Here is a 23121-nt window from a genome sequence, read left to right on the forward strand (position 1 = left end):
CAACTATTTTAAGGTAAAATCTACCTTTTAATACCTATATCTGTTCTATATTGTTTATTTAAAAAGTCAATCTCATTGACAGCTTTATATGCGTTTTCTCTTGCTTCATCCATATTCTTACCTTTGGCGGTAATACCTAACACTCTTCCACCATTTGTTACATATTTACCTTCTTTCATAGCCGTTCCAGCATGAAATATATAAATGCCATCTTCCTCTTTTTGTTGATCAAGTCCAGTAATTTCATAACCTTTTTCATATTCCACGGGATACCCGCCTGAAGCTAATACAACACAGACTGTACTATTATCATCCCATTCTAAAGTAAGCTCATCTAATCTTCCATCAATAGCTGCCTCAAATACATCAACTAAATCTGTTTTCAACCTAGTCAATACCACCTGCGCTTCTGGATCACCAAAACGAGCATTGTACTCTAAAACCCTTGGTCCGCTAGGTGTTAGCATAAGACCAAAAAATATAATACCTGTAAAAGGTCGCCCTTCTAATTTCATTGCCTTTAAAGAAGGTACAAAAAGCTTTTCATAACATTCCTCTGCAAGCTCTTCGGTATAAAATCTACTAGGTGAAAAGGTTCCCATCCCACCTGTGTTTAATCCTTCATCATTGTCAAAGGCTCTTTTATGGTCTTGAGCACTTACCATAGGTATCAGGTTTTCCCCATCACAGAAAGTTAGAACAGATACTTCCGGACCTGTCATAAATTCTTCAACTACCATTTTACTGCCTGCAGCACCAAACTTCTTATCGACCATGATTTCATCTACACCTACAAGAGCTTCTTCAACAGATTGACATATAAGCACTCCTTTACCAAGTGCTAATCCATCTGCTTTTAGAACAACAGGGTACTCACACCCTTTTAAATATTCCTTTGCTATCAATGCCTCTTCAAAAACCTCATATCCGGCTGTTGGAATGTTATACTTCTTCATTAAGTCTTTAGCAAATACTTTGCTACCCTCTAGAATTGCTGCATTTTGTCTTGGCCCAAATACTCTTAGACCTCTCTCTTCAAATTTATCAACAATACCAAGAATAAGTGGATCATCCATTCCAATAATGGTTAAATCTATTTCATGATCCTTTGCCCAGTCAGCAATTTTTGTAACCTCAGTTGCTGGAATAGGAACACATTGCGCAAGCTCAGAGATTCCGGCATTACCTGGGGCACAAAATATTTTATCAACTCTTTCACTCTTCGCTAATTTCCAAATGATTGCGTGTTCCCGTCCTCCACTACCAACTACTAATACCTTCAACTTATTCCCACCTTTCTATATTGAATCAATGATTACATGACCATCTATTATTTTTATTTTGTTTAATGCGATAAGGCCAATTGCCTCAGGTAAGAGCTTCCATTCCGCTTCTTCCATAACTCGCTTTTGTAAAATCTCAGCTGTATCATCTTGCAAAACAGGCACAGCCTTCTGTAATACGATAGGTCCCGTATCTGTTCCTTCATCAACAAAATGAACTGTTGCCCCTGTTAACTTAACACCTCTATGTAATACTGCTTCATGTACCTTTAAGCCATAATATCCGTCACCACAAAAGGCAGGAATTAAAGATGGGTGGATATTAAGTATTTTATTAGGAAAGGCTTTGATAAACTCTTCACTAAGAACGACTAAATATCCTGCTAATACTACTAAATCCACTTCTTTTTCAAGGAAATAAGCTTTCAATGCATCATTAAAAGCTTCTCTATTTTCAAAGTCAATAGGTCTAATACAGCAAGCTTCAATACCTTGCAGTCTTGCTCTCTCAAGTCCATATGCCTTTTGTCTATTGCTCACTACAGCTACTATTTTAGTATTGGTAAGAGATCCGTTTTCTATGGCATCTAAAATTGCTTGTAAATTCGTTCCTCCACCTGACACTAATATACCTACTCTTAACATAGTTCTACTCCTGCTGCTCCTTTTTTAACTGTACCAATTACATATGCTTTTTCTCCCATTTCTGCTAAGCACTGGATAGCTTTTTGCGCATCCTCAGCAGTCATTGCAATTACCATACCTATGCCCATATTGAAAGTATTATACATATCCTTTAGTTCAATATCTGCGAGTTGTTGCATTAAGTTGAAAATTGGAAGCACAGGCCAAGAGCCTAAATTTATCTGTGCACTATATCCCTCTTTAAACATTCTTGGAATATTTTCAATGAAACCACCACCCGTAATGTGACTGATAGCTTTCATTGAAACACACTCTTTTAACGCTTGAATCGCTTTTACATATATTTTAGTTGGCTTAATTAATTGCTCGCCTACTGTTGTGCCAAGATCTTCGACATATACTGAAAGCTTTTCAACCGTTGGTTCAAATAATTTTCTAACCAAGGAATACCCATTGCTATGGATACCTGTGGAAGGTAGTCCAACTAGCACATCCCCTTCTATTACCTTTGATCCATCAATGATTTCTTTTTTATCAACGATTCCCACCGCAAATCCCGCTAAATCGTATTCATCAACTGAGTAGAAGCCTGGCATCTCTGCTGTTTCTCCACCAATAAGCGCCGCTCCAGATTGTCTACAACCTTCAGCTATACCTCCAACGATTGTTGCGATCTTTTCAGGTACATTCTTGCCACAAGCAATATAGTCTAAGAAAAATAACGGTTCAGCTCCTGAACAAACGATATCATTTACGCACATTGCTACACAATCTATACCTATTGTGTCATGCTTATCTAATACAAATGCAATCTTAAGCTTGGTACCAACTCCATCCGTACCTGACACTAAAATTGGTTCCTCCATTTTATGCTTTGCTAATGAAAACAAGCCACCAAATCCGCCTATATCTGTAACCACTGAATCTGTGAAAGTAGTTTTTACATGTTCCTTCATAAGCTCTACTGATTTGTACCCTGCTTCAACATCTACTCCTGCCGCCTTATAATTTATTGACATGGTTTTGCCTCCTGATCCTCAATTTGCATTGGATAATTACCCTTAAAGCATGCCGTACAAAAATCACATTTTGTACCTCTGCAAGTTTCTAATAAACCTTCAACACTTATATAACCTAAACTGTCCGCACAAATCATTTCTCTTATTTCATCAACTTGATGGGTGCTAGCTATTAATTTCTTACGTTCCGGAGTATCAATCCCAAAATAGCAGGAATACTTCACTGGAGGTGAACTAATTCTAACATGCACCTCTTTTGCTCCAGCCTGCTTCAATATATTGACTATATGTCGACTTGTTGTACCTCTTACAATCGAATCATCAATCATTACTACTCTTTTTCCTTCAACTAAACTTCTTATTGGATTTAGCTTAAGGCTAACTCCCATTTCTCTCATACCTTGATTTGGCTGAATAAAAGTTCTTCCAACATAACGATTTTTCATAAACCCACTTACATATGGAATTCCTGCTTCTTGAGCGTAACCATGTGCTGCTCCTATTCCTGAATCAGGTACTGCTACAACTACATCAGCTTCTACTGGATGTTCTTTTGCTAGGGTTTGTCCTGCTTTAAAGCGGGTATCAAAAACCTCAACGCCTTCCATAATACTATCTGGTCTTGCAAAATAAACATATTCAAAAATGCACATTGCAGATTTTTCAGGAGTGTCAATTTTCATTGTTCTAAGTCCATCAGAATCACAGATTATGATTTCCCCTGGTTCTACATCTCTAATAAATTCTACCCCTAATGCATCAAAGGAACAGGATTCAGATGAGAAAACATAGGAATCTTCTTTTTTACCAATCACTAGGGGTCTCATTCCAAGTGGATCTCTCGCAGCGATAAGCTTATGTGGCGTCATCACCAATAAGGAGTATGCCCCTTTAATAGTACCCATTACTTCTACCAGCGCATCTTCAATTGAATTGTATTTTATTCTACTTCTTGATAGTAATGCTGCAATAACTTCTGAGTCTGTAGTTGTTTGAAAGATCGTCCCTAGATTCTCAAGTTCAGTTCTTATTTTATTGGCATTGATTAAGTTACCATTATGGGCTAAGGCCATATGTCCCTTTGTATATTTCAGCACGAGTGGTTGTGCATTTTCGGCCAGGCTATCACCTGCAGTTGAGTACCTGACATGTCCAATACCAGTATGTCCTTTTAAATGATCGAGTATATAGTCATCGAATATTTCTGACACCATACCCATTTCCTTCCTATACAATATCGTTCCACCGTTATTTACTGCAATACCAGCACTTTCTTGCCCTCTATGTTGTAAGGAAAATAGTCCATAATAAGTCATTCTAGCTGTATCAAAATCATTCATATTGTATACACCAAAAATGCCACACTCTTCCTTTAATTTATCATCGTTCCACATTTTACTTCCTCCAATTTGTTCTTCACTAGGAAAAGTTCTGCATAATCAATACTTATCTATTATTCCCCTAAAAGTCTTTTTAATATTTCAAGATATGCACCTTCTACATTTCCTAAATCTCTACGAAAACGGTCTTTATCTAACTTTTCTTTGGTAACTGAATCCCAGAATCTACATGTATCAGGTGATATTTCATCTGCTAAAATAATTTCTCCACTTTTGGTTCTACCAAATTCTATTTTAAAATCAATTAATTCAATGTTTGCTTTCGATAAATACTTTGTTAATACTTCATTGATTTGAAAAGAATAGGATGCTATCGTTTCAATTTCATCTTGAGTCGCAAGCCCTAACGCATATATATGATAATGATTTATCATAGGATCACCAAGCTCATCATTTTTATAACAAAACTCGAGTACTGTTTTTTTCAACTTAGTACCTTCTTCTAATCCAAGTCGTTTGCTTAGACTTCCTGCTACAATATTTCTTACGATCACTTCTATTGGTATAATTTCAACTTTTCTTACAATCGTTTCACGATCACTAATTTCTTCTACTAAATGAGTCGGAATGTCTTTGGCTTCTAAGACCTTCATCAAATGGTTTGATACTCGATTGTTGATACTACCCTTTTCATTAATAGTACCTTTTTTCAAACCATTAAAAGCTGTTGCATCATCTTTATAATCTACTACAAGCAATTCGCTATCATTTGTTGTCCATACCTTTTTTGCTTTTCCTTCATACAGTAATGACACTTTATCCATCTTGCTGTACCTCCAATTATTTTTTGATCATTCTCTTCAGATAATCTCAACCATTCATTTCTTACCGCTTACTATGTAAACACTCTTATATTATAAACCCTTATTCAAATAGTGTTCATAACCTAATTTTTCGAGTGTAGTTGCTTTTTCCTCTACCATTTCCTTTAGCTCTTCTTTATAACGAACTATCTTGCTCGATATTTCCGCATTAAAGCTTCCAATTATTTGAGCTGCAAGTATGCCTGCATTCTTAGCACCATTAATTGCCATAGTTGCAACTGGAATACCTGGCGGCATTTGAACGATTGAGTATAGAGAATCAATACCATTTAAAGTTTGTGTCTTAATAGGAACACCAATAACGGGAACCGGTGTAATTGATGCTACCATACCCGGTAAATGAGCTGCACCGCCAGCACCAGCAATAAGAACCTTTAATTGTCTATCTTTTGCTTTTTTTGAATAGTCAAATAATCTATCAGGTGTTCTATGTGCTGAAACAATCGTTAATTCATATTCGATTCCAAAATAATCTAACATTTTTGCAGCCTCTTGCATAACTGGCAAATCTGAATCACTACCCATAATAATACCTACTTCAATCGCCATACGAACCTCCAATCAATCGTTGATGTTTCCTTCATGCTCTGCAATTATTTTAATAATCGCTTTTGCCTGGCTAGCTTCACTTCTTGCTTTTTCAACTGTTGAAGCACAAACTGTGAGATGTCCCATTTTTCTACCGGGTTTCACTTCTTGCTTACCATAAATATGAACCTTAACATTTGGAAGCTTAAATACTTCCTCTAAACCTTCAACTAAAGTGCTGCCTTCAGCTTCCTCTTCTCCAAGAAGGTTTCTCATAACTGTTGGACATCTAAGAGAAACGTCACCAAAAGGTAACCCAGTTATCGCTCTAATATGTTGTTCAAACTGACTTGTAAGACAACCTTCTATTGTGTAATGACCTGAATTATGAGGTCTTGGAGCTACTTCATTGATAAATATTTCTTCATTTGTCGTTACAAACATCTCAACACAAAACATACCAACTCCATGGAAAATCTCCATAACATCATATGCTAACTCCATGGCTTTTCGGGTACACTCTGAAGAGATGGACGCTGGAACAATCGTTTCATCTAATATACTATTCCTATGTATATTCTGACCAACTGGATAAATAACGATATCACCCTCTATACCTCTACATGCTAGGACTGAGATTTCCATCATAAACGGTACAAATTTTTCTACCATTAATGGAACTGCACCTCCACCTAAGGCACTATAAGCTTCCGCAATCATCGCCTCATTTTGGATAATTACATTGCCCTTACCATCATAACCTCCAGTACAGGACTTTAACATAATAGGATATGAATAGTGACTTCCCATGATCTTAATATCATTTTCATCATTTACTTTTTCAAATTCTGGGACAGGAATGTTTTTTTCATGTAATAAAGATTTTTGAGTGAATTTATTTTGAATGGTTGCTAGACTCGACACAGTTGGATAGACAATATGACCATCCTTTTCGATTTTTTCCAAAGCAGAAATACTAATATGTTCAAATTCATAAGTAATAACGTCTGACTTTTCAGCCAGCTTTTTAATAGCCTCTTCATCATCAAAGGCCGCAACGATATGTTCGTCTGACAAGCTATGAGAAGGGCAGTTTAAGGTTGGATCTAATGTTATAACATAAAACCCTAATTTTTTAGCATCTAAAATCATCATTTTACCTAACTGACCGCCACCAATAATTCCGATTTTCTTCTTTAGACAATTCATATGCGTTTCCTCACCTCAAGACAGAACGGTGTAAATAGATTGTTTCATATTTATTATTATACACCTCTTAATTGTTTTTTCCATATACTATTTTTACTAATTTGTAAAATCTATAGTTAAAACCTATATTAGATATTTTACAAACAATCCGGATAATAGTCAATGGTTTTTCCGAACATTATTTGACAAAATTAAAATAATATTCGGAAATTGTTTTGTGCATATTTTATTATAAAGCAATTTGTATTGATAATTGACTGATATAAATGGAAAAAGGATGCTCTTTTTACCACTTGTGTGGGTTTGAAGTCGCTAATGGTAAAATTGAAGAAAAAGTTAATTTAGATATTTAAAAACTTAAATCCAAGGTTCGTAGTTAATAAAACCAATCTTACTTGTAGATCTTTATTGGATGAATGAAAAAAACGATATCCGATATTTTTGAAGCTATAGGTTTTTTTCCATGTTTCTTGATAGATTTCTTCTAACCTTTCTGGAGACATATGCTTTGGCGAAAAAACAGCACAATGTTGACTGTATCTTGACCAATCTTTGGTAATAATTCTTCCTGCATCATCCATTTCTTTATAAAGCTGTGATCCAGGCGTTGGTGTTAAAATGGCAAAGCGCGTAAGATCCAGCTTTAAATATCGAACTTTTTCAGGGATAGATAGAAGAGACGCCTCAGTATCTCCATCAAAGCCTAGCACAAAGCACCCATTCACCGCTATATTGTAAGCATGAAATCGTTCAATAACCTCTTTATACTGCTCCACCTTAGAAAATTGTTTACCCACTCCCTTTAAGGACTCTTCACTGATTGACTCTAGGCCAATTAATACCCCTTTACAACCACTTTTTTTAGCTAAAGCCAACAGCTCGTCATCATACGCCACCTCAGCTGTGGCATTGGTTACCCATTTAATCTTAAGCTTCGTCAGCTCGTTCATCAACTCCATGGCATATGCTTTTGGAGCAAAAAAGTTTGGATCATAAAATATGAGGGACTTTGACTTGAGACTTATGATCTCATCAATAACACTTTGAACTGGACGTGGGTTACTTCTCCACATTTTTGCAATAGAACAGAATTTACAACGATTGATGCAGCCTCTGTCTGCAATTACTGTAGGAAATTTAACATACTTTTTTTTACTAATAGCCGCTCTTGCTGGTATAGGTATATCGGCAGCATCATATTCTTGACAGTATCTTTTTTGGGGAGTACCTTTCTTAAAATCTCTCAGAAACTGAGGAAAGGAGCTTTCGGCCGCACCAATGACTATCGTATCTGCATGTAACGCAACTTCATCTGGTAAATTGGATGTATGATAACCGCCACAAACAATGTATGCACCTCTTTTTCTGAAAGCCTCTGCATGTTCATATGCACGAAGACTAGAGGAGGTATCAAAGGATATGCCCACCAAATCATATTTTCTCTGATCATAGTTTACTTTTTGAGACATCTCATCGCATATATCCACTGTAGCATTCATGTCTTCAGGTATGAGCGCTACCAAAGATGCGAGCGTCATAGATCTATAGGCAATCATCGATGAAAAAAACCCTCTATAACTTCTTTCACGCGCATTCCAAGCATGTATTAATAGTATCCGCATCCTTTTAAATCCCCTTTTCCATTTTTTTATAATAGTCCTACATCCATATGTAAGCTTTCCTTCTCTAATGGTGCAAGGGACTCTTCCCAGTTCACCTCATAAAATTTACTTTGATATTTAATATGTTTTAATTCTTGAAAAAGGGTGGTGACGTAATGATTTTTAAATAGCCCTATCATTAAGAAATCATAGCCTTGCTCTTTTTCTGCAATTTTTTGAATAAAATAAGAAGCTATCTCAACATTATTGTCCTTCACACAAAGCATGTGATAATTGGCATAGTTAGCAACTTGATTGCATTTTGGAAGATTGGGGTAACCAAACCATGTCAGTGGAAAACCCTGTAAATACTTATAGATACCCTTATAGGCCGTTACGATATATTGCTTATGCGCTTGTTGATTCCACAACACACAAGCTGCCAAAATTTCTCCAGTCTCGTCCTGTAAGGTATAGATTGCATCCTCTGGAAATGCCTTCAGACATAAATCAGAAGGGAAAAGGGACCACTTTTTGGTATTGTTTTCATAAAACGCTTCAAGCTTTTCTGTATACCCGCATTCCAGCTTGTATATCTTGTCAGCTATATACTTACCTGTCTTAAAGCAATAAACAGTATATAAGCCTTTAAAATGATAACTCGGCATGTTTTTACGCTTCTTTTCAAGCATTTTTTGAACTGAGATATTCTCAATTAAAATGGTGGTGTAATAATAGTCTACCAGATGCTTCGTGTGTTCATAAATAAACTGGTAAACCCTCGCTATATAGGGTATTTTTTTGCGGTATTCAGGTAATATTTTCAAACTCGTCAAATAACCTACCCGCTTAATTTCGCCGTGAACATATGCCTCACGCATCACACAGCATCCTACAGCACAAAGTATATCTGCCACATGATCGTGTATAACAAGCAACATCACCTGATCTCCTTCTTGTAAAAAAGACAGATATGGGTTGGGTCGTCTGGTATACATCACGGATATATTACCGTCAAATTCTTCACATTCATAGATTTTAAGAATCTGCTCTGAATCATCTACTGATGCTAAGCGGAGCTCTAATTGATCATTTAGGTAGCTCATCCAAATTCCTCCCGATTGGAACATTCATTTTTTCGTCTATTTCCTCTCCCAAGCGCAAATTCATTGCCCAAAAAAGGGACCAAATAAGTGGACTTGAATGTCTCATGCTCTGAAGTCCTCTCCTTAGGACGGTAGGTAGATTTGAAAAAGCCTTTCGTGTATCTCGACACAGGCTACTTGTCTCATGGGCTGTCAGATTTTTCGGCTCAAACGCCAATTCACCGTAATGATAATTCGGCTCCAACCACCACTTATCATAAAGCAAACGTCCCTCAGCTTTTAGGCGATCATAAAGAGGTGTCCCAGGAAAAGGCAGCAAGTGATTAAAAGCCGCGGTATAAAAACGATGCTTCCTAGCAAATTCCAATGTTTTTTCAAAGGTTTTCTCTCCATCCCCATCATAACCAAGTACAAAGGTGGCATAAATACCAATTCCTGCAGCATGGATACGCTTGATGAGCTCATCCCTCTCACTACTTGTCGCGTTAAAGGCCTTATTCATTTGTTTTAAGCTTTGCTCCTCGACGGATTCAAAGCCAATGAGAATCAACTCACAACCACTTTTTTTCATAGCACGAAGAAGCTCAGGATTTTTTGCCATACTTAAGGTACCCTGACCAGCCCACTTAATTTTAAGGGGTTCCATTTTTTCAAATAACGCCATAGCGTTTTTAGGATCTGCAACTAAGTTATCATCCACCAAAAAATGGTATTTATATTTACTTTGCCTTATTTCTGCAAGGATACTTTCATGACTGCGTTTATAATATGTACCGTGATAATAACTCGAAATGGCACAAAACTCACAGCTATGACAACATCCTCTACCTGTTTCTATCAATGTAATGGGAAGGTATTTTTTATCCTTGAATAAGCTACGGTCAGGTAATACATCAGTATAGGCCACACCTCCCTGATAAATTCTCTCAAGTTGTTTGTGCTCATAATCCTGTAAAAGACCTTGCCAAACGGCCTCTGCATTCCCTACCACAATACTATCTGCATGTTCAAGTGCTTCCTCTGGACAAAGGGTTACATGATAGCCACCCATTAGGACCGTAACGCCTCTTGCTTTATAAGCTTTTGCAATTTCATAGCTTCTCCTTGCTGTATAGGTTTCCACACAAATCACAACCACATCTGTTGGCTCTTCATAAGGGATCAGTTCTAAACGGTCATCATAAAACCTAGTTTCAATATGTACTGGTGTAAGTGCCTTCAACACAGCGATAGTGAGTGGCTCCATTTTCCACGTGCCAATATACTTTTTGCCTGATTTTTTTCCAATTGCAGGAAGAATAAAGGTTAGCCTCATTTTTTCGCCTCCGGTATATCACTATTATCCGTCATCATTTCACGTGTAAAGTGTTTGAATTTATTGGCATAGCCTCTGTACCCAAAAATATTTGTTGATAATGCAATGAAAGGACTATGGGTAAAAGGGGCTAATCTTTTAAAAATCGAACTAAAGGAATAGGTCTCTCTCCAAGCCCATTCTATCCCCTCTTCTAATTCATCCTTCGTCATTTTAAGTGGGACAAATACACAGTGCTCCACATCATACAGGGCCCAATCTCTTTCGATGATACGGTTTTGTGCCTCAAGTTGATCATACAGCACTGTTTTCGGAAAAGGTGTTAAAATTGAATATCTGGGTAAATCAATTTTCGTTTTTATGACCATTTCAACCGTTCGTTCAAAAACAGTATTGTCCTCGTCATCACCACCAAACGCAAAACAGCCTTGAACCAATATACCTGCATGGTGAAGCTTCTTCATCAGCTCACCGTATTCCATCACCTTATTAACGCCCTTTTGAATAAACTTTTGTGAAGACTGACTAATGGATTCAAAACCAATGAGTAGTCCCCTACAACCGCTTTTACTAAAAATAGATATAAGCTCATCATCAATTCCCACAGAGGAAGTAACTAGACCAAACCATATTTTTTTAAGAGGAATCATGGCGGTAAATAATTCAATGGCATAAGCACGATCCGCAATCAAATTAACGTCTGGGAAAAGTATTTCCTTGGAATGGAGTGCTTCAATTTCTGAGATGACCTCACAAACGGGTCTTTTATAAACAGTTTTTCCGAATGCTGCTGGATATGCACAAAAAGTACAGGGTAGCGAACACCCTCTAACAGCTTCCACGCTATTCATAGTGATATAACGTTTTTTATTAAGTAAATCCCGTCTTGGTATCACACGGTTATCAATGGAAAAATCCAAGTTTTGAACATATCTTGGCTTGAGGCATTCGTTTTTGTAATCCATCAGCATTTGAGGAAACGTCTGTTCAGCAAAACCAGTCATGACCACATCTGCATGCTGAGCCGCTTCCTCAGGTAGCATGGTTGCATGTACGCCACCTATGACCACAGTTTTCCCGATCGATCTATAATAATCTGCATAGCGATAGCACCTAGAAGCCGTACCTGTTATAACAGTAATGCATATTAAATCTGCATCACTATCCAGCGGTATTGTGCCCGCTGTTTCATCATAAATGACAACCTCCGCCATAAGCTCTTCTGGCACCAGTGCTGCCAAGGTTGTAAGGGTTAACGGTGCGTAGTGAAGTGATTTTCCAAAACTGCCATTATATCGATGCATGGCACCTGCTGGCGCTAAAAGTGCTATTTTCATATATACTCTCCTTTAAATGATTGATCTAGTCCACTAAACAAACAGAGCAATGTCGGTTTAACATCTCCCAACCTCAGCCCATTGGCTACACATGCTTTCAGATATTCCTGCTCTGGGTGCCCTGAAAGTTTAAAAATCCTTAGCGGTTTTAGCTGACCTAGTTTTCTGCAATAATCATAATGAAAATTATCTCTTAAGGCTTCATCAACACCAATTGGTATGTGTTCAGCTTTAATATAAAGCACGTAGTGGTCAAGCTCAGGGGCTATCATGTAAAAATCCGCCACTACTATAAGCTTGTGAAGTGTCTCTTGAATAAAACCTTCACTCAGCTTTTCTCCAAATAAATCACATACTTTATCTGCTTTTCCTATGAACTTGAGCAAAGGAATACCGTTTTTCATGTCAACCACACGGACCTTATCATTCAGCTGATACCGATATAACCCGCCAGATGTAGTTAAAATCACTTTATAGTCTTGATTAACGCTTAATTCATGGGCCAAAGCAATGACATTGTCATGAACTGATTGAAACTCGAAAAAGTGGGAAAACACACTTAGTCTTGCTCCAACCTCATGTGCAAACGGAAAGGATACAAACCCTTCTGTCGCCAAAAGTCCTTTTGGTTGAATCGTCGCTTGAGGAAAGAGCTGTTCAAGTTTTTTTGCATAAACCTCTGCATTCCCATCGCTCCAACAGCTAATGACTTTAAGATTTTTCCAAAGCTTATAAAAATCTTGATCCCTTAGTACTTGACTGATATACTTCGCTCTTTTTTTATCCTTTTGGTATATTGTTTTTGTTAGCTTTTCTTCATTTTGTGCCATATACTCTAAAAGCAAAATTAAGTAGGTGGGATTCCAAATGGAAATCAATGTCAAGCACTTGCAGCTTAGCAGGTGAAAGGCCGTCTCAAAATAAAAGGCATCCATGTTAGGCAGCTTTGCTACTTTGGCAGGAACTGCAAAGACACTGTTAATGATCCTTCTTTCTAGCCTGCCAAAATAAGCACTATCTTCTTCAAATCCAATGGGTATACCACTTTTTGTGTATTGCTGTTGGGTGGTCGCTGGTGTTATTGACCAATAGCTCTTGCCCCATTTGACCCCTTTATAACTTGTGTAAAGATTATATACCCAAGGCTTAATCCCCTTTTGATACTCCTTCTTAAGCGATTGATTATAAGGGATAAGCTTTGAAGCAGAGGTTGAACCACTGGTAATCTCAAGTAAAAGTGTGGGTTCAATAAATAAATCGTTCTCACCCTCCTCTTGCAGGCGCGTGATGGCATTCACATAATCCTCATAATTTGTTAATGGAAGCTTCTTTTGAAATTGCGCTACATTTTCAATTTGATTAAATTGAAATTTTTCTCCGTAGGCTGAGTCTTGATTTCGTTTAAGAATGTCCATCAACAACTCGTTCTGTATCTCTTGGACTGCTTTATGTCCCACGTATCGTTTATATTCTTTTTTATATAACCAGCAACAAATGCTATTCATGATATAACAATAAAGTCTCACAAGCACCTCTTATTCCTCCATAAACATTCGTCTGGTAGTATTATGTAAATTATCAAGCTCTAATCGTGCCAGACAAACCAAATCTTGTCCATGAATGTAGTTTGGATTCGCATTTATAAAAAACTGAATATTTTTATCCTTAAGCTGCTTTGGGGTAATATCTGCCACACCCTCCTTAAGCTTATCCTTTTCCCCTCTATACTCAATGACACCTGTTTTTTCATTGTATTCTCCAGGGTACTTAAGCTGTCCAAAAGCATCTATAATCTGCTTTTCATAGTCAGGTGTCTGATCCTGATAATTTGGATAAAAGGTTTTATAAAACAGAGGAAGCATTTTATAGGTTTTATACCCTTTTGAAATTAAAAACCAATAAAATTCAGAAAACTGCTTACCATATTCGATAAAGCTCTGTGCAAATGTTCTGTACAGTGCCATGCTCCCCCAATAATCCTTGTGAATAATGGTATCACCAGAAAAAACACCATGAATCTCTTTGCCCTTGAGGGAAAAGGAAATCAATTTTTGGGTTGAGAAGCCTTGAATCTTCCCAGCTTCATCCTTAAGTAAAATACAATAGTCCTTCTCACTAAGATCACGGGTGAAATTGTCGTAAAGCATATGATCATAAAAGGTATTCATAAGAGTAAACATCGTTTTTATACACGTTTCTGTAAGTTTTTCTATTTCAATCATCTCACCATAAACTATCATATTGAGTCACCTTTCATTTTCTCTTCAGTTCCTAGAATCATTCCCTGTTTTTTATAAACCTCTTTTCTAAACAATGGGTTATAAGCATAATAAGTCATTAACCTAAAGGGTGAGCGCATATTCGTTTTAAAGTCCAATGAACGATAAAAAATGGACCATTTACTATTGAATTTTTTCCTGCACTCGAAACCTATTTCTGTTAACGCCTCACGCGTTATATGGAGTGGAATGATTGGTGCATGATTAAATCTGAAATCATCATGTAGCCACCATTTTCCATCAAAATGCAATCGATTATCCTTCTCAAGTTGTCTGAATAGGGGTGTATTGGGATAGGGCATTAGTATATTAAAGGCTGCAAAAGCAAACTTATTCTTCAAAGCAAATTGATAAATGTCCCTTATACTCTCCGGAGTATCATCGTCATGTCCAATGGTAAATGCAGCCCATGTCTGATGTCCAAAGCGACGCAATATCTTAATCTGTTCTTTATATCCGTCAAAATCAGAGCCAAGGTTACCTGTTTTATTCATTTTCTCAAGAGTATCCCTTTTGATAGACTCAAAACCAATGACATTACCCATACAACCACTCTTCATCATTAAGCGCATCAATTCTAAATCCTGAGTCATATCAATGCTGGCTTGACTTACCCATTTGATCTTAAGGGGAATAAGTGCTTTAAATAATGCTTTGGCTTTATCTTGATCAGCTACAATGTTGTCATCCACAAAAAAGATAAATTTGAGCTTTTGCGTTTTGATTTCATAAACGATATCTTCTATAGGTCGACAATATTGTTTTTGCTTAAAGAACACGCTCGATGCGCAAAAATGACACCCATTGGTACAGCCTCTACTAAACTGCATAAGAGAAATGGGTAAGTAACCCTTTCCCTTAAAAATATCCCTTCTAGGTATGATGCCTTGTTGAGGCACTAAAAAAGTTCCCTCATAAATTTTTTTTAATTGATTGTTTTTAAAATCTTCCAAAAACTCCATCCAAACGGTTTCCGCATCCCCTATGATGACGGTATCTGCATATAATAGGACTTCCTCTGAAATTAATGTAGGGTGCATGCCACCCATAACCACAGGTATATGTCTTTCTTTAAACTGCTTGGCAATCTCATATGCCCTTTTCGCTGTAAAAGTCTCAACTGTAATTGCAACTAAATCCGTTTCTTGATTATATGGAATCTCCTCCATACGATCATCATAAAAACTTATGTCAAACTCCCTAGGTGTTAATGCCGCCAAAATACCAATCTGTAAGGGCTCCATACGACCTTCATCCACATAAGCCCCCTCCATCATACGTCCCATATTGGGTTTGATAAAAGTAATTCGCAAATTCTCCCCTCCTTATAGCAGTCTACCTTGTTTTTGAATGATCTCACGTCTATTGATAAAATTTGCTGCTAAAAATATTGCCAAATGCTCCCTATTGGCGTGGCCGTAAAGACCGCGCTTAAAGATATTTGAATAGGTATTAAAGCTACTTCTAATTCTATAACAGCCCTCTTTGAGCTGTTGTGGCGTCATTTGCTTGGGAATAAACATTGCATCCCCATATTGATAATTAGGGTCAAGCCACCATTTATCGTGAATGAGCCTTCCCTCTGCTTTAAACCTATCATAGAGCTTGGTACCAACCATAGGCATCAGGGGATTAAAGTTTGCCAATATCATCTGGCTTTTCAGTGCAAATTCCAAGCAAGTGTCAAAGGTATCCACTGTATCCATGTCATAGCCCAGTATAAAAGTGCCATAGATCATCAAGCCATAGCTTTGTAATTTTTTGATGACTTCGTCATAGTTAATATGGGCTATATTAACCGCTTTTTTCATCTGCTTCAAATTATCATCGTTTAGAGTTTCAAAACCAATTAGAACACAAATGCATCCACTTTGAACCATAAGTTGAAGTAGTTCATCATCAGCAGCGATATCAATGCTAATTTGGCATACCCATTTCATTTTTAGCGGAATGAGTGCCTTAAGGAAGGCAATGGTATGATTACGATCTATAAATAAGTTATCATCTACAAAAAACACAAATTTTGCTTTTTTTCTAATGATTTCATCCACCACATATCCTATGTCTCTATACCGAATACTACTACCATAAAAGGCACTTATACAGCAAAATTCACAAGAAAATTTGCAGCCTCTGCTATATTGGACGGGTGTTATTTTACTGTATTTCTTTCCAAGAAATATAGATTCATCAAAAAAAACGTTAGAAATATCAGGTTTTTCATGAGCTTCATAAATGCTTTTAAGCATTCCTTTTTCAAGATCGTTCAGTACGTTAAGCCATGTATTTTCTGCATCCCCTAAAATAACACTATCTGCATATTCCAAAACCTCTTGGGGCATAAAGGTAGGATGATATCCTCCTAAAACAACTTTTATATTTTGCATTTTATAAAGTGCGGCCAATTGATAGGCTCGCCTTGCTGTAAACGTTCCTGTAGAAATAGCCACCAAATCACAATCCAGATTTTTGGGTACTGCTTCAATTCGATCGTCATAAAATTCTATGGTATGGTGCTTTGGAGTCAACCCTGCTAATATAGCAAAGGCCAAAGGCTCCATAGCATCCGTTGAACGTGCGCCCGTTATCCCCACTTGTATAAAAACTATTTTCACAGATTATATCCTCCCCATAATATCAAGGCACTTTTTTAAAAAGCCCTGACATATTTTAAACTTTTTGTATATATCTTTAGAGATTACTCTTGTCTATGTTACAAAACCTCCGCATTCCATTCGGTTAAACTTTATTCTAACATATTTCAGCATTTATTGACAATACGGATTAACCAAGTGCCATTCATATCCCTACCAGGCTCACGTTCTTGTAACCTAAAATAAAGGCAGCCCTCGAAAAATCAATTTCGCAGCTACCTTTATCTAACAAACTATACAATATTTACTCAATTACCTTGTGAAGCAAACAATCAATCGCTACTTACTCACAAACAGTGTTTATAAGCGTTTTAGCAAAACCTCCGTCTCCACGTCTCCACATGTAATACATTTCACGTAAAAGAGCATTCCCTTTCGTTTATTCATTATGAAAAGCTTCATTTAGTAATTGGGTACCCGGTAGAACGAATCTGCCATCCTGTAAAATAACAATCTTTTCATTTTTCTTAGTAATAACCTCAATTAATTCAAGTTCATCATAAGGAATCGTAACGTCGGTATGCTTATAGGTGTATGCTTGACTAATATCAGTTTTTCTCTTTAATGATTTCTCATTGTCTCTTGCTATTATTTCTTTACCATCAGAGTTGCATACGAATTGATCTTCACTCCAAGAAAAGCAAGTATCTCCAATTGCAAAATGAGGGCCTGTTTTTTCAGCGATCAGAATCGGCAATACATGATTAATATTATATTTTTTAGCCATGACGTACGCAATGGTGTTTGTTCCAATTGCAAATTCACCTAATGGTAAGGTTTTGTGTGGATGAAGTAAATTTTCATGTATAAATTTTTTGTTTTCTTCTTCATTATCAAAATTTGAACAAGTATACGCATCAATCATTCCATCTTTAAAGGTCATTTCAAAATTTTCATATTTTAAATCATTTAAATAAACTTGTGAAACATGAATGATTCCATTTGTACCTGTTAATAACGGAGATGTGAAAACTTCTCCAACGGGTATATTAACATCTGCTGTACAATTTTCAAAGTTAGTTTCCTTTTCAGGATTGGTTAATGGATGTAGCTTAACTAAAATATCCGTTTTGTTTTCACCTTTCCCTACAACATGAACAAAGTCACCTAAGTCAAGTGTATCAATCATAATTTTATGAATCCTGTCGTAAACATCATTATCCAATGTATTTACTTTGATTATTTCATCAAAAATTTCCTCGTATCGATCACCAATTTCAGGTACTGGATAAGTTATAATAACAAAGCTAGTTGCACTACTTGGTAAATATTTTTTGAAATTTTTATTTATATTTGTAGTATGGGCATTTTTCAATTCTGTTTGTTCATCATTATAAGAAATGCTGTCACTCTTACTCTTTGGCGTAAACGGCTCTTCTCCAAAGGATTCCTGAACAGCAGGTCCAGCCATAACCTTAAGTAAATCTTTGTGTTTTTCTAAGCTATTCGCATATGACTTTTCATAAGCATCGGTATATTCTTTGCAATAGTACAACGCTTCATCAAATCTATGGTCATAACTATATTGATGACTAGGCTTTGTGGAAATCAACCTAGGTCTTGCTGCCGTAAATGGATCTGTGTAAACTAGAGGCTTCAAATCCAACTTTGCAAAATTATCAGCGGCTTTTCTAATCACTCGTTCAAAGCCTATCGGATAAGCTAAATTAATTGACCTTTTTTCAGAAAGAGGCATTTCTTTATTTCCATTCAAATACCCTCTCTCAAAGCCCTCCGTAAAAACATTAGCCATCTTATTGATTTTTTCCTCTGACAGACTATTCATATACAGGGCTGTCTTAATTTCATTCTCACCAATATACATTCCATACTTAAATAAATATCTTAAGTCTGTTAGCTCAGATTCCATCAGAATTTTCGAATAGCAATTATACAAAGGATCAAACTTTCTCAAAATGCTTGCCTCAACCTTTAAATCCATATCCTCCATTGCTTCTGCATAGATTAACTGCTTAATTTGCTTTGCATCTTCCTTTGAAATAGCTTCATACACTTGAATGAATAGCTCATTGGTAAGTACGATCGGGGCTAATTGATTTTCAATAACCAGAGGAATATAGTTCATGATTTTTGTATATAAGCAGCAAAGACTTTGTCCAATTTCTTTTCCAAATAGCTGTACACATATTTCCGGATTCGCATAACTATCTTCATAAGCCGTACCTAGTACATGCTTGTATAACTGTTGATTAACTGCTTTCAGTTCCTCAAAAGTTGTATTTTCAAAATAATCATCACACAAATCCTGACTAAGTTTATCCATGAAATATATATAGTTACATGCACTATTAAAGTAGGAATAGTAATCTCCTTTACTACTCGTTTCCACCTCAATTTTATTAATTTTTTCTAAACTATTAAGATATCTGTCTTCATATTCTTTGTTAATACTATTAAAATAATTAAATCTTCTCATAAAATCCCACCTTTCCTTTTCTATATATTTATAATTACATCATTGCTTCAAGCATTTCTTTCAATATAGCTGTTACAGCTTGCGGATTTGCTTTCCCTTTTGTCATCTTCATCATCTGACCCATAAGAGTATTTAAAGCAGCACCTTTTCCACTTAAGTAATCCTCAACAGGCTTTGGATTGTTAGCAATGACTTCACTTGCCATTTTTTTAAGTTCAACATCATCACTAATTTGCTTTAAGCCTTTTTCTTCCACTATTTTTTCTGGTCTTTCTCCAGTTTCCCACATCTGAGCAAAAACCGTCTTAGCAATACTAATACTAATCGTTCCATCCTCTATTAGGTTAACCAATTCCGCTAATAATTGTGCGTCAAAGGGAACGATTGCTTGTTCTTTTTCTTCCTCTGTCAATCTTTGAAATATATCAGATATAATCCAGTTTGCAAGTGATTTTTTGTTACTACACGTACTACCAGCATTTTCAAAAAATTCAGCCATTCGTCTAGATGCCACAATTAAATCTGCATCGTAATTACTTAACCCAAAATCCTTTAAATATCTCGCTTTTCTTGAATCTGGCATTTCTGGTAGAGATTTTTTTATTTCTTCAATTGTTTCCTCGGTAGTTACAATTGGCATCAAATCTGGCTCAGGAAAATATCTATAATCATGGGCTTCTTCCTTACTACGCATAGAAACAGTTACGCCCTTTCCTTCATCCCATCTTCTCGTTTCTTGAACAATTGTACCGCCCTCTTCTATTACTTTTATTTGTCTTTTTGCTTCATATTCAACTGCTTTAACAATAAAGCCAAAAGAGTTCATATTTTTCATTTCTGTTCTTGTACCTAACTCTTTTGCACCTATTTTTCTAATAGAAAGGTTTACATCACATCTTAGAGAACCTTCATTCATCTTACAATCAGATACATCAGCATATAGAAGTATTGTTCTAAGTTTTTCAAGATATGCTTTTACCTCTGCAGCAGATCTTAAATCAGGTTCAGAAACAATTTCAATAAGTGGTACTCCGCATCTATTGTAATCAACCAAAGAGCCTTCTCCTGAGTCATGAATTAATTTGCCAGCATCTTCTTCTATATGAATTCTTGTAATACCAATGTCTTTTTTGATACCCTCAACGTCTATTTCTACCTTTCCTTCATAGCAAAGTGGTAAGTCAAATTGAGAAACTTGATACGCCTTAGGTAAGTCTGGATAGAAATAATTCTTTCTATCTTGTTTACTAAATTGATTTATTTTACAATTGGTTGCAAGACCAGCTCTAATAGCATATTCAACAACCTTACCATTTAATACTGGAAGTGTTCCTGGCATCCCCGTACATATCGGGCAGCAATGGGTATTTGGCTCACCGCCAAATTCAGTTGTACAATCGCAAAATATTTTTGTATGTGTTTTAAGTTCAGAGTGAACTTCTAATCCCAGTACTATTTCATAATCTTTGTAACTCACATCATTCACCTCTTTCTTAAAGGATTGGTTTTTTATTGATTAATGTACGATTTTTTTCATATGCATGAGCTACTTTTATGATTGTGCTTTCTGCAAAAGCTTTTCCAATAAGTTGAATCCCAATTGGGAGTCCCTTCGAGTCAAAACCTGAATTAATTGATAGAGCTGGTACACCAGCAATATTAATTGGCACAGTACATATATCATCCATATACATCTCAACAGGATTATTGATTTTTTCTCCTAATTTAAAGGCAGTTGTTGGTCCAGTAGGAGTTAAAATGATATCAAAATTCTGAAAGGTTTGATCAAATTGGTTTTTAATAAGGGTTCTTACTTGTTGTGCTTTTTTATAATAAGCATCGTAATAGCCTGAGCTTAGAGCATAGGTTCCAAGAAGAATTCTACGCTTGACCTCAGCACCAAAGCCTTCATCTCTTGTTTCTTTATATAGTTCTAACAAATTATCGTATTTCGCTGCCCTGTGACCATATTTTACTCCATCAAAACGAGCTAAGTTAGAGGATGCTTCCGCCGAAGAAATCATATAGTAAGCAGGAAGAGCATATTTAGTCATATCTAAGCTTACTTCTTCAATGATTGCACCTAATTTCTCTAATTCTTTTGCAGCATTTAATGTACTTTCTCTAACTTCCGCTTGAATACCTTCTCCAAAAAATTCTTTTGGAAGAGCAATTCTCATTCCTCTAATGTCTTGATTTAGACTTTTAGAATAATCTGGATGTTCAATTTTTGCTGAGCTAGAATCAAGTGGATCATATCCACAAATTAGATTCAGTGCAAGTGCCATATCTTCTACATCTTTTGTTAAGGGACCGATTTGATCTAATGATGAAGCAAATGCAACTAAGCCATATCTAGATACTGCCCCATAAGTTGGCTTCATTCCTACGATTCCACAATAATGTGCAGGTTGTCTGATAGAACCGCCAGTATCTGAACCAAGTGAAAAAGGAGTTTGGTCTGCAGCTACACTAGCCGCGGAACCACCAGAACTACCCCCTGGTACGCGTTCCAAATCCCAAGGATTTTTTGTTCTTTTATAATGAGAGTTTTCAGTTGATGATCCCATGGCAAACTCGTCCATGTTTAATTTCCCGAGTAGGATCATCCCTTCATCTTGAATTTTCTGGGTTACTGTTGCATTATAGGGTGGTATAAAATTATCAAGAATTTTAGAGGCACAGGTGGTTTTAATCCCTTTTGTACAAATATTATCCTTAATCGCTATTGGTATTCCAGCAAGCTTTGGAAGCGTAATACCCTTCATTCGTTTTTCATCAATTTCACGAGCAGCTATGATTGCTTCTTCACCGCTTATTGTTAAAAATGCGTCTACTTTATCTTCTACCTGTTGAATTCTATCTAAAAAAGTCTTAGTGATTTCTTCACTACTGACTTGCTTTTGACTAAGTAATTCAACTAGTTCATGGGCTGTTTTTTCAAATAAAGCCATAATTATTTCCTCCTTAAAACTTATTTACTCAACAATTTTTGGAACACTGAAACATCCTCTTTCTTGGCTAGGCGCATTTGAAAGTAATTGCTCTCTGTCCATTGAAGGTTTGATTTTATCATCTCTAAAAACATTATTTATTGGGATAACATGTGCGGTTGGAATGACTTCAGTGATATCTAACTCATTCATTTGATCGACAAAGGCTATGATGGATTCCATATCTTTTGTCATGTGTTCTTTTTCACTTTCGGTAAGATTTAATCTTGCTAGATTTGCTACGTGGGTGACTTGTTCTTTGGTTATCTTCAAAAGAGTTCCTCCTTGTATATGCTAATACGGTTATGCCATATATTTCCGACATTATTAAAGTACATTTTAACATAACAATAAAGTTTGTACAATAATAAGAATTAAATGTGATTGGGTTGTCTGAACCATTTATGATAATGTCCTAGTATATCATTTGTGATTATGTCCCGTTTGATAAATCTATAGTATGATATAACCTCATCATAAAATTAGACAGG

The 23121-nt window shown here is 36.3% G+C and carries 19 protein-coding genes; all 19 read right to left on the reverse strand.

What is annotated here, in order from left to right; all coding sequences use genetic code 11:
• Nucleotides 1–20: 20 nt before the first annotated feature.
• The gene (locus CVU84_01815; protein ID PKM96472.1) at nt 21–1283 is read right to left on the reverse strand and encodes a phosphoribosylamine--glycine ligase; all 1263 of its coding nucleotides are present in this window, start codon (nt 1281–1283) and stop codon (nt 21–23) included.
• A gap of 15 nt (nt 1284–1298) precedes the next feature.
• The gene (locus tag CVU84_01820) at nt 1299–1928 is read right to left on the reverse strand and encodes a phosphoribosylglycinamide formyltransferase (GenBank protein ID PKM96473.1); all 630 of its coding nucleotides are present in this window, start codon (nt 1926–1928) and stop codon (nt 1299–1301) included.
• Nucleotides 1922–2947, reverse strand: coding sequence for a phosphoribosylformylglycinamidine cyclo-ligase (locus tag CVU84_01825; GenBank protein PKM96474.1), 1026 nt, complete (start codon nt 2945–2947; stop codon nt 1922–1924). The genes CVU84_01820 and CVU84_01825 overlap by 7 nt, the downstream gene beginning before the upstream one ends.
• Nucleotides 2938–4341, reverse strand: coding sequence for an amidophosphoribosyltransferase (locus CVU84_01830; protein ID PKM96475.1), 1404 nt, complete (start codon nt 4339–4341; stop codon nt 2938–2940). The genes CVU84_01825 and CVU84_01830 overlap by 10 nt, the downstream gene beginning before the upstream one ends.
• A gap of 59 nt (nt 4342–4400) precedes the next feature.
• Nucleotides 4401–5111, reverse strand: a complete 711-nt coding sequence (locus CVU84_01835; protein PKM96476.1) for a phosphoribosylaminoimidazolesuccinocarboxamide synthase — start codon at nt 5109–5111, stop codon at nt 4401–4403.
• Nucleotides 5112–5201: 90 nt separating this feature from the next.
• Nucleotides 5202–5720 carry a 5-(carboxyamino)imidazole ribonucleotide mutase gene (gene purE / locus CVU84_01840; protein PKM96477.1) on the reverse strand — a complete coding sequence of 173 codons (519 nt, stop codon included), beginning with the start codon at nt 5718–5720 and terminating at the stop codon, nt 5202–5204.
• A 12-nt stretch (nt 5721–5732) separates the two neighbouring features.
• Nucleotides 5733–6908, reverse strand: coding sequence for a 5-(carboxyamino)imidazole ribonucleotide synthase (purK, locus tag CVU84_01845; protein PKM96478.1), 1176 nt, complete (start codon nt 6906–6908; stop codon nt 5733–5735).
• A gap of 341 nt (nt 6909–7249) precedes the next feature.
• Complete coding sequence (locus CVU84_01850) at nt 7250–8461, reverse strand: radical SAM protein (GenBank protein PKM96515.1); 1212 nt, start codon at nt 8459–8461, stop codon at nt 7250–7252.
• A gap of 95 nt (nt 8462–8556) precedes the next feature.
• Nucleotides 8557–9615 carry a hypothetical protein gene (locus tag CVU84_01855; protein PKM96479.1) on the reverse strand — a complete coding sequence of 353 codons (1059 nt, stop codon included), beginning with the start codon at nt 9613–9615 and terminating at the stop codon, nt 8557–8559.
• Nucleotides 9599–10930 carry a radical SAM protein gene (locus tag CVU84_01860; GenBank protein ID PKM96480.1) on the reverse strand — a complete coding sequence of 444 codons (1332 nt, stop codon included), beginning with the start codon at nt 10928–10930 and terminating at the stop codon, nt 9599–9601. The genes CVU84_01855 and CVU84_01860 overlap by 17 nt, the downstream gene beginning before the upstream one ends.
• Nucleotides 10927–12267 (reverse strand): B12-binding domain-containing radical SAM protein, encoded by a 1341-nt coding sequence (locus tag CVU84_01865; protein ID PKM96481.1) that lies wholly within the window; start codon nt 12265–12267, stop codon nt 10927–10929. The genes CVU84_01860 and CVU84_01865 overlap by 4 nt, the downstream gene beginning before the upstream one ends.
• Complete coding sequence (locus CVU84_01870) at nt 12264–13799, reverse strand: hypothetical protein (GenBank protein PKM96482.1); 1536 nt, start codon at nt 13797–13799, stop codon at nt 12264–12266. Before CVU84_01870 ends, CVU84_01865 begins: the two co-directional genes overlap by 4 nt.
• Before the next feature lie 3 nt (nt 13800–13802).
• Nucleotides 13803–14507 carry a hypothetical protein gene (locus CVU84_01875; protein ID PKM96483.1) on the reverse strand — a complete coding sequence of 235 codons (705 nt, stop codon included), beginning with the start codon at nt 14505–14507 and terminating at the stop codon, nt 13803–13805.
• On the reverse strand, nt 14504–15859 hold the full coding sequence (locus CVU84_01880) for a methylase (GenBank protein ID PKM96484.1): 1356 nt from the start codon (nt 15857–15859) through the stop codon (nt 14504–14506). The genes CVU84_01875 and CVU84_01880 overlap by 4 nt, the downstream gene beginning before the upstream one ends.
• Nucleotides 15860–15871: 12 nt before the next feature.
• Nucleotides 15872–17161 carry a B12-binding domain-containing radical SAM protein gene (locus CVU84_01885; GenBank protein PKM96485.1) on the reverse strand — a complete coding sequence of 430 codons (1290 nt, stop codon included), beginning with the start codon at nt 17159–17161 and terminating at the stop codon, nt 15872–15874.
• A gap of 418 nt (nt 17162–17579) precedes the next feature.
• Nucleotides 17580–19637 carry a leucyl aminopeptidase gene (locus CVU84_01890; protein PKM96486.1) on the reverse strand — a complete coding sequence of 686 codons (2058 nt, stop codon included), beginning with the start codon at nt 19635–19637 and terminating at the stop codon, nt 17580–17582.
• 34 nt (nt 19638–19671) lie between these two features.
• On the reverse strand, nt 19672–21114 hold the full coding sequence (locus CVU84_01895) for an Asp-tRNA(Asn)/Glu-tRNA(Gln) amidotransferase GatCAB subunit B (GenBank protein PKM96487.1): 1443 nt from the start codon (nt 21112–21114) through the stop codon (nt 19672–19674).
• 16 nt (nt 21115–21130) lie between these two features.
• Nucleotides 21131–22591 carry an Asp-tRNA(Asn)/Glu-tRNA(Gln) amidotransferase GatCAB subunit A gene (gene gatA, locus CVU84_01900; protein ID PKM96488.1) on the reverse strand — a complete coding sequence of 487 codons (1461 nt, stop codon included), beginning with the start codon at nt 22589–22591 and terminating at the stop codon, nt 21131–21133.
• 24 nt (nt 22592–22615) lie between these two features.
• Complete coding sequence (gatC, locus tag CVU84_01905) at nt 22616–22903, reverse strand: Asp-tRNA(Asn)/Glu-tRNA(Gln) amidotransferase GatCAB subunit C (GenBank protein PKM96489.1); 288 nt, start codon at nt 22901–22903, stop codon at nt 22616–22618.
• Nucleotides 22904–23121: the final 218 nt, after the last annotated feature.

The organism is Firmicutes bacterium HGW-Firmicutes-1 (assembly GCA_002841625.1).
Taxonomy (GTDB): Bacteria; Bacillota; Clostridia; order Lachnospirales; family Vallitaleaceae; genus HGW-1.